The organism is Pseudomonas neustonica, from assembly GCF_003797945.1.
Classification (GTDB): Bacteria; Pseudomonadota; Gammaproteobacteria; order Pseudomonadales; family Pseudomonadaceae; genus Halopseudomonas; species Halopseudomonas neustonica.
In genome coordinates, this window is sequence record NZ_RKKU01000030.1 from 37,723 (window position 1) to 45,975 (window position 8,253).

General features: G+C 56.6%; 8 protein-coding genes. 5 read left to right on the plus strand and 3 right to left on the minus strand.

From position 1 onward, the window contains the following. Positions 1-7 precede the first annotated feature (7 nt). From EF096_RS17500 to EF096_RS17515, 4 genes are all read left to right on the plus strand, one after another. A complete protein-coding gene (locus EF096_RS17500) occupies positions 8-1,369 on the plus strand; it encodes a YcjX family protein (RefSeq protein ID WP_158611311.1) in 1,362 nt (453 codons plus the stop codon). Beyond that, positions 1,366-2,391 carry a TIGR01620 family protein gene (locus EF096_RS17505; protein ID WP_123891078.1) on the plus strand — a complete coding sequence of 342 codons (1,026 nt, stop codon included), beginning with the start codon at positions 1,366-1,368 and terminating at the stop codon, positions 2,389-2,391. The genes EF096_RS17500 and EF096_RS17505 overlap by 4 nt, the downstream gene beginning before the upstream one ends. Then, a complete protein-coding gene (locus tag EF096_RS17510; protein WP_123891079.1) occupies positions 2,378-3,067 on the plus strand; it encodes a hypothetical protein in 690 nt (229 codons plus the stop codon). Before EF096_RS17505 ends, EF096_RS17510 begins: the two co-directional genes overlap by 14 nt. A gap of 98 nt (positions 3,068-3,165) precedes the next feature. Continuing rightward, entirely contained in the window at positions 3,166-3,960 is a 795-nt protein-coding gene (locus EF096_RS17515) for an acyl-CoA thioesterase (protein ID WP_123891080.1), read from the plus strand. Between the two features lie 23 nt (positions 3,961-3,983). On the opposite strand, the gene cmoB is transcribed toward EF096_RS17515, so the two are convergent. Beyond that, positions 3,984-4,958 (minus strand): tRNA 5-methoxyuridine(34)/uridine 5-oxyacetic acid(34) synthase CmoB, encoded by a 975-nt coding sequence (cmoB, locus tag EF096_RS17520; protein ID WP_256671314.1) that lies wholly within the window; start codon positions 4,956-4,958, stop codon positions 3,984-3,986. After that, positions 4,955-5,695 (minus strand): carboxy-S-adenosyl-L-methionine synthase CmoA, encoded by a 741-nt coding sequence (cmoA, locus tag EF096_RS17525; protein WP_123891082.1) that lies wholly within the window; start codon positions 5,693-5,695, stop codon positions 4,955-4,957. Before cmoA ends, cmoB begins: the two co-directional genes overlap by 4 nt. A 338-nt stretch (positions 5,696-6,033) precedes the next feature. Between cmoA and EF096_RS17530 the strand changes: the two genes are divergently transcribed. Then, positions 6,034-8,049, plus strand: a complete 2,016-nt coding sequence (locus EF096_RS17530; RefSeq protein WP_123891083.1) for a type IV pilus assembly protein FimV — start codon at positions 6,034-6,036, stop codon at positions 8,047-8,049. Positions 8,050-8,139: 90 nt separating this feature from the next. Here the strand turns inward: EF096_RS17530 and EF096_RS21015 are convergent. Next, positions 8,140-8,253: S16 family serine protease (locus EF096_RS21015; protein ID WP_148082291.1), on the minus strand; the 114-nt coding region annotated here is incomplete at its 5' end.

The following is an 8,253-nucleotide window of genomic DNA, read 5'->3' on the forward strand; positions in this document are numbered from 1 at the left end:
CCGCACCGTGGGAAATAAAAGTGCGAACTGGTTCAAGCAACCCGCAAAAGCCAGAAATCCGTTGCGCCGCTCGCATTTGCGCGTGGGTGTGACCGGCCTTAGTGGCGCGGGTAAAACCACCTTTATTACCAGTTTGATTAACCAGCTGGAGAATCATAGAAAAGGGCTGCTGGCTCAACGTGCGCCCTTTGATCGTTTGGAGTCAGTGCGTTGGCGTCGTGATGATGTTGAACGCCCCTTTCCCTACCTGGACTCCATTGCCGCGTTGTCAGCCGAGCCAGCGGCCTGGCCGGACTCGACCGCTGACTTTTCGAGAGTGCTTCTGGATCTGCGTTTTAAACCTCAGGGGCTGCTGGGCAAGCTTCAGGGCGCACGCGAACTCAGTATCGAAATTCTTGATTATCCCGGAGAGTGGCTGCTTGATTTGCCTTTGCTGAACCTCAGTTACGGTCAGTGGTGCGAGCAGATGGCGCAATGGCTTGACCGCCCACCGCGTGACGAGTTGGCGGCCGAGTTACGCGCTCGCTTGCAGGCGATCGATCCGACGGCGCTGGCTGATACAGAAAGCTTGGCCCAGCTGGCGGCTGATTGGACGCTTTTCCTGCAGCGTTGCCGAACTGAGGCGGGGCTTTCACGCAACCAACCCGCGCGATTCCTGCAGCCTGGCAGCGATGTGGCAGCGCAAATGTTGCACTTTGTGCCCCTGCTGCAAGCCAACCAGCACACCGAGGCTGCTGCTGGTACCTGGTGGGCGCTCTGTGAAGCGCGCTTTAATTACTACCGCGATTTTATCGTACGTGGTTTTTATGATGAACATTTCAGGCATCTTGATCAGCAGGTGTTGTTGGTCGATATGCTGGGGCCGATGGACGCCGGTCAAGCTGCTTTGGCCGATTTGAAGGATGCCATGGAAGCGGTGCTTGAAAGCTTTCATTATGGTCAGAATGGTCTTCTGGCTCGCTTGCTGCGTTTTCGCCCGCGTATTCGACGTCTGGCACTGTGCGCTACCAAGGTGGATAAGGTGGGGCCGCGTCAGCAGAGGGCGGTACAACAGTGCCTTGAAGACCTTATGGTAGATCGTCTGGCGGACGTGCGGCACGGCGGGGTGGAGATCAAGGGTATTCCGCTGTCTGCTATTCGTGCTACCCGGCAAGAGGGCGAGTCATTAGTGGCTGGTTTGCAGGGTAAAACCGGTTGGATACGTTACCAGCCGGGCGATATTCCCGCGCACTTGCCGCAGTCGTTAGAGGTTAACAGTCCCGAGCTGCTGCCGTTAAGACCGCCTCCTGGCCTGCACCGCAATGAACCTTTCCCGCACTATCGTATGGACGACCTGGTAGCCTGGTTACTGGGTGGAGAGCGCCTGTGAAAGATGAAAACAAAACACGCATCCTGGACAGCTGGGACATCCCGGATGAGACCGGCGAGGCTCGAGTAACCGAGCTGCTGGGCGACGTTCACGCCGTACAGATGCAGGCAACGGCCAGCGAAGTGCCTTTGCCGGGAACCTTGAACGCGCCGCCGCAAAGCCGGTGGCCGAGCCGTTTGTTAAAACTCGGTGTGATGGTCGCGCTTGGTGGCGCTGCTTTGCAGTGGAGTCAGTGGGCTTGGGCGAGCTGGCAATGGCACCCGGTTGCTGGAGGCCTGGTGGCGGGGGCGGGCGCGTTGCTTGGTGCTGTGGGCTTGTTTGCCCTGCGTGATCTGCGCCGTCAACGTCATCGGCTCAGTGAGCTTGAGCAGTTACGTCATGAAATGCAGTCCGCTTTGAAAGATCCCAGCCAACGCCTGGCGGTAGACTGGCTGGATCGGCTGGCCCACGTCTATGCGGCAACACCGCTGGCCGCAAGACTCAGCGCTGCTTGCGCGGACCTGGATGCGGCCCACGATGCGGAAGAAGTGTCGCGCAGATTGAATCTGCAATTTTATCAGGCTATCGACCAGCAGGCGCGGCAGATAGTGCGCAACGAGTCAGTGGGTACAGGTCTGCTGGTGGCCTCAAGTCCGTGGGTCTCTGTCGACCTTATGCTGGTGGTGTGGCGCAATATCCGCATGATGCAACGCATCGCGGTGTGTTACGGACTGCCCATTGGCCGCTTGAGTCGCTGGCGTTTGGCGCGTCACGTATTGCGTAATATAGCGCTCGCGGGCGGTACCGAGATGGCGATGGGTGCGCTGAGTGACTCGCTGTTGTCAGGCTTGCTGGAAAAGCTGGCGGCGCGCATAGGGCAGGGTATGGGGATCGGCCTTTACAGCGCTCGTTTGGGGCACTTTACCCTCGACTTATGTCGTGCGGTGCCCTTGTCTGAAACGGGTGCATTGCTGGAAGATAACAAAGGGATTATCAGAACCATGAAGGAACGGCTGGGACGTACATCGGATGACAAGTTATAAATCGCGGCGACGTTGGTTGGCCGAGCGCTGGTTAAAAGAACGCAAAGCCGTTCTGAACGGGAAATGGACTCTGTTTCAGCAGCAATTTGTGTCGGCGAGTTGGCCTGAGCGCATGGCGCAGGCAGGCCATATTCCAGACGGTGAGGTAGGTGGATGGCAGCCCGTGGCGGGTAGCAGTAGCGCCGAGCTATTGCTCTGGGTAGATCAGTTACCCTTGTTTCAGCGCCGCTGGCTAGCCGCTTTGCTGGGCGCGCCAATGGCGGGTAGCAATACATTAATTGATGCCTTGGAGCGCCAACAGCTGGACTGGCGTAGTCAATTGAACCCGTTGAAAAGTCATTGGGAGTACGCCGCGCAGCTAGTGGTGCTGGCAAACCAGATGGAATGCAAGGTTGCGGCAGAGGCGGCCTATCTTGAAAATGAAAAGCGAATTTTTGTCGCGCTGGATCAGTTGCTGTTTGCCTCGCTACCCATGCGTTTGCGTAGCCAATTAGCCAACAAGCACAGCACTGGCCACGGCTATTATGTGGTGTGGTGGTATGAGCGGTTGATGGCCCGAGCGGGCGTTGCTGATTTTACCCTGACAGACCTCAACGACGCCGACTGGCCTGATATGCCCCCGGCGTGGTTTGCCATAGGCTGGCTGTGCGGTTTACGGCTAACGCGTGCTGAGTGACTGCCTTCGCACTCAAGCTACTACTTTTCGTGTTTACAGCTGGTGATCCGCTAGCGCTTTAAATTAGTATGTTCGGCTGGTTTTCTCAGGATACTGACATGACATTTGCTGAACTGCTAAACGCCTTCGCTGCATCTCCCGATAACAGCCTCACCATTCCGACCAGTTGGGCGCAGGGGCGGGCCGGGTATGGCGGACTGGTTGCGGCGTTAGTCTTCGCGGGCATGCGTGCCAAAGTTGCCAGCGGACGCCCTGTTCGATCCTTGGCAATAACCTTTGTTGGGCCGGTAACACCGGGCGAGAGCATGTCGGTTGAAGCCGAAGTACTTCGAGAGGGTAAGGCTGTCAGTCAGGTTTTAGGCAGGGCCATGCAGAATGGTCAAACCATGTGCATTATCCAGGGTAGTTTCGGCGCTGGTCGTGAGTCCGTTGTGGATGTGGCTGCAGAGCCTGCGCCAACCGTTCCGGCACCAGAGCTGTGTGAGCGTATGCCTTATATCGAAGGCGTAATGCCTTCGTTTATGCGTTATTTTGATGTGCGCTGGACCTTCGGTGATTACCCCTGCACCAACAGTCGCAAACGGGAAATGGGCGGCTGGATGCGTATTGATGAAACTGTGGCGTCTTTTGATACGGAGCATCTTGTTGGACTGGTTGATGTATGGCCACCAGCGGTACTGCCGCACCTGAAAGAGCGAGCCCCGGCGAGCTCGCTGACCTGGACTATTGAGTTCGTGCAGCCGCAGCCAGAACTGGGCAAAGATAACTGGTTTTTGTACAAGGCCAGTATTGAGCATGCGCGAGATGGCTATGGTCATGTCGCCGCAATGATCTGGAGTCAGTCGGGTGAACTGGTCGCTATCAGTCGCCAGACGGTTACTGTGTTTGGTTGATACTGGCGTCCGCCTGGCCGGGTTTAAGGGCCAGGCTTCACTGCGATGAGAGTGGCGCGCAAGGGGGCAGGATGTCCCTCCAATGTCTTGCTTGCGTCATCGGGTTGAAGAAAGTCCGGCAGGGATTGAAAACGCATCCAGTCGGTGCTGCGCTGTTCCTCGATACTGGTACGATTGAGGTCTACGCAACGAATATCACTGAAGCCCGCACGGGCCAGAAAACGCTCCAGCATAGGTACTGACGGTAGAAACCAGACGTTACGCATTTGCGCGTAGCGATCCTCTGGTAGCAGGCAGCGACTCTCATCACCCTCAATTACCAAGGTTTCCAGCACCAGCTCGCCGCCGGGTCGCAAGCAGGCCTTGAGCTGCAAGAGGTGATCAATAGGTGAGCGTCGGTGGTATAGCACACCCATCGAAAAGACGGTATCGAAGGCATCACTGGGTTCGGGCAGCGCTTCGAGGGTGAAGGGTAGTTGCCATACGGGCGCGCTCGGCAGGTAGCGCTTGACCGCTTCAAACTGGTTAAGAAACAGCAGGTTAGGATCTACTCCTATCACCATGCTGGCGCCCGCTTGCCACATGCGCCACATGTAATAGCCGTTGCCACAGCCAATATCCAGCACACGACGGTCACGTAGATCAATATGCGGCGAGACGCGCTGCCACTTCCAGTCGGAGTGCCATTCGGTGTCGATATGCACACCAAAGAGGTCGAATGGCCCCTTGCGCCAGGGGTGAAGTCCCTGCAGGCCTTCGGTTAGCTTGTCCTGAGCTTCCTCACTGAGTGTCTGATCGCTTCGCAGAGAAACGCCTGATGACATGTCGGCTTCAACGTGAGTGAGTGCCGGCAGCTTGTCCAGACTAGCCTGCCAGCGTTCCAGGTCGCCGTGCTGCAGGCTATCCAGGCGCTGCTCCAGCCCTTGGCTGATGGGGTGCCGCCACTTGGCCAGTGGTCCGCTTTTCAAACTGTCGAGAAAGCCTGTGTAATCAATCACGTGCGAGCAATCATTGAGCAAAAGTTGAGGCATTGAAACCAGATATGGCTGTGCTCAAAACCAGCCTGCTGTAGCCGTTGCTGATGCTGCTCGAGGGTGTCGGGCAACATAACGTTTTCGATTGCACTGCGCTTTTGTGCAATTTCCAGTTCGCTGTACCCGTTGGCACGCTTAAACGCGTAATGCAGCTCTTCAAGACTGTTTTGAGTGCTGGGCTCGGCAAAGTTGAGTTTTTCCGACAGAATCAGCACGCCACCGGGCAATAGGGCTTGGCGAATAGCCCGTAGTAAGGCCAGTCGCTCGCCTGGCTTGATGAACTGCAGCGTGAAGTTGAGTACGACCACAGAACAGGCCTGCAGTGGGTAGTCGACGATATCACCGGTAATGACTTCAGCCGGAATGGCTTCCTCAATCATGGCGTCCTGCGCCACCAGATACTCGCGGCAACGCTCGACCATGGCCTGCGCATTGTCTATGGCGATGATTCGACAGCCTTCGCTGCTGACATGGCGGCGCATGGACTGAGTGGCCGCACCGAGTGAACAGCCCAAATCGTAGATGATTGAGTTGGGACGCGCGTATTGGTTTGCGATTAGTCCAATACTTTCAATAATGGTGGGGTAGCCTGGCACCGAGCGCTTGATCATGTCTGGAAAGACGCGGGCTACGTTTTCGTCAAAGGCGAAGTCGGCCACCTTACTGAAAGGGCTGGCGAAGAGGTTGTCGAGGTCGGTCATGCCGATATTCCGAATACAGAAACGAGCGCGCTATTCTAGCGTAACTCCGTCGCCTTGACAGGTATGGCAAGTGATTGCTTGACTAACAGATATGCGTCGCGCCCAAAAAATGGGTCAAATTAATGACTGTTTGTTCCGTGATTGAGGTTTTAGAGTCTATTTTCTGTCATAAACTCTTTGCGGGTTATTTTTTTAATTTTCGTAATGGCATAATGACCGCAGGCAGCTAGTCGCGCACCCATTGTGTTTTTTGTTTGAGTGATCATAACAAGCAACGGATAGCAGATTTTCGATGTCGCAACAGGCTGTCGAAACTCACAGGAAATGAGGAAGAAGGTATGGCTGTTAAGCGCCAGATAGTCCTGGGAGCCGCATCTTTGGCGGCACTCTACGTAGGAGTTAGCAGTGCGCTGGGGCTAGGCGAGATGCAGTTGAATTCTGCGCTTAATCAGCCACTTAGCGCGATCATTGTGTTGCAGGGTGCAGAGGGCCTGTCGCCTGATGATGTGCTGGTTTCTCTGGCAGATGCCGCTACATTTGATGATGCTGGTATTAATCGACCTTTCTTCCTGACCGATTTGCGCTTCAAACCCGTCTTGCGGGGTAATAAGCTAGCCATTCAGGTGCAATCGAGCGAGCCCGTGCGCGAGCCCTACCTTAACTTCCTGGTAGAGCTGCGTCGTCCCAATGGGCGCCTGTTGCGCGAGTACACCTTGCTGCTTGATCCGCCGCTCTACGGGAATAACGCGCGCGCGCCAAGCATGCCGCAGGCCGCGCCGCCGGCACGGGTTCAATCGGCAGCCCGAGCGCCCGCTCCGGTTGCGGCGCCGGTCGCCCAGCCGCTGCCAGACCTGCAGCCACAAGCTGGCGCAAAACAGTACACCACGGTATCGGGCGATACACTCTGGGATATAGCTAATCGCAGCCGGCCGGCTGAAAGCGCCAGTGTTGCTGACACTATGATTGCCATTCACGCGCTGAACAGAGCAGCGTTTATTAACGGCGATCGAAATCGGCTAAAGCTGGGACAAACATTGATCCTGCCGACGGCCGCGCAGTTGGGCGTGTCAGTGAGTCCGCCAGGCGCGGCTCAGAGCGCTGCTGAACAAGATGTAGTCCGTCAGCCGCAGACTGCTGCGCGGGATCAGGCCGCACTGACCGATGCAGATACTGCCACTGAGCAAGAGCAGGCGTTGGCTGATCAAGCATCCGTGGCTGCAAATGACGGTATGCAAGCACGCCTGCGAATTGAAGAGACTGATATTGCTGAGACGCAGACTGAAACGGGCGAAATGCGCGGCAGGTTGACGGAACTGGAAAGCCGTTTCAACGTCATGCTGAGTGAGCTGGATGACCGCGATCGTAAGATCGCCAGCCTGCAGGCCGAGCTTGACGTGCTGCGTGCGGCGCGCGAGGCGGAGAATGAGGCAGCGGTTGCCAGTGCGGCTGCCGTTGGAACAATAGGGTTGGGTAATGGCGGCGTGGACGCATCGGCGAATGGCAGCGATGAGCCTGCTGCCGGTGCGGTATCTGCCGACGTCTTGCCTGCTGAGGCGAGTGATCAGCCAGAAAGCTCTGCGCAGTCCAGCTCCTGGTTCAGCTGGTGGTCGCTGCCGCTGATTGCCCTGGCGTTTCTGCTGGGTTGGGTTATTGCTCGTTTGCGTGCAATGGGTAAGCGTGAGGCCCATGAGCCGCAGCCAGCCACGCCGGTCGTAGCGGGTGCGGTTGGTATGGCATCACCGCGTGAGCAGAAGGTCGAAAAAGAGCAGGCGCTCGCCGAGGTGCAGGCCTCAGAGCCACCGGTTGATCGCCTGGACGATATGGATGGTGTAGAGCTTTATATTACCTACGGCCGCTTCCCTGAGGCGCGTAGTATGCTGGATAAGGCCATCGCACAAGACCCCGAGCGTTTGGAGCTGCGCTACAAGCAGGCGCGCGTTATGGGCGAGTTGGGTGATGCAGACGGCTTTGCTGAGCAGGCGCGGGTAATTGAGTCGCTTGGTGGTGATATGGCCCGAGTCGATCAGTTGAAGGCGCGTTTCCCGCAGCTCGAGGCGGATAGTTTTGCAGCCGCACCTGTCGATACGGTTGAAGATGTGCTGGCTGATGATGAAACCTTGGCTGACACCCGACTCAATCTCAACGATTTTACCCTGGATCCTGATTGGGACCTGATTGAGGGTCTATCGCCGACACCTGCTCGCAAGTCAGCTGACAAAAAGCCCGCTGAGCCGCAGGAGGTCGACGACGACTTCGAGAGCAGTTTGCATGAATTTCCGGTAATCGAAGAGCTTGATGAAGATCATCGTTTCAGTGTGACATCAGACCCCCCTCGAGGCAGCCGAGACGACTGAGTCGAGTGCCTTTAAAGGCTCTTGTGAGATCACCAACAGGACGTAAAAAAGGGCGATAATTATCGCCCTTTTTTGTGCCTGCGTTTCGCTTTAGTCAAAAAGCTTCTTGGCTACATCACGGAAATGAGTGGCGAAATGGATCGTCATGCCCTGTTTAAGATAATCGGGCAGTTCTTCGTAGTCGCCCTGGTTTGCGTCCGGCAA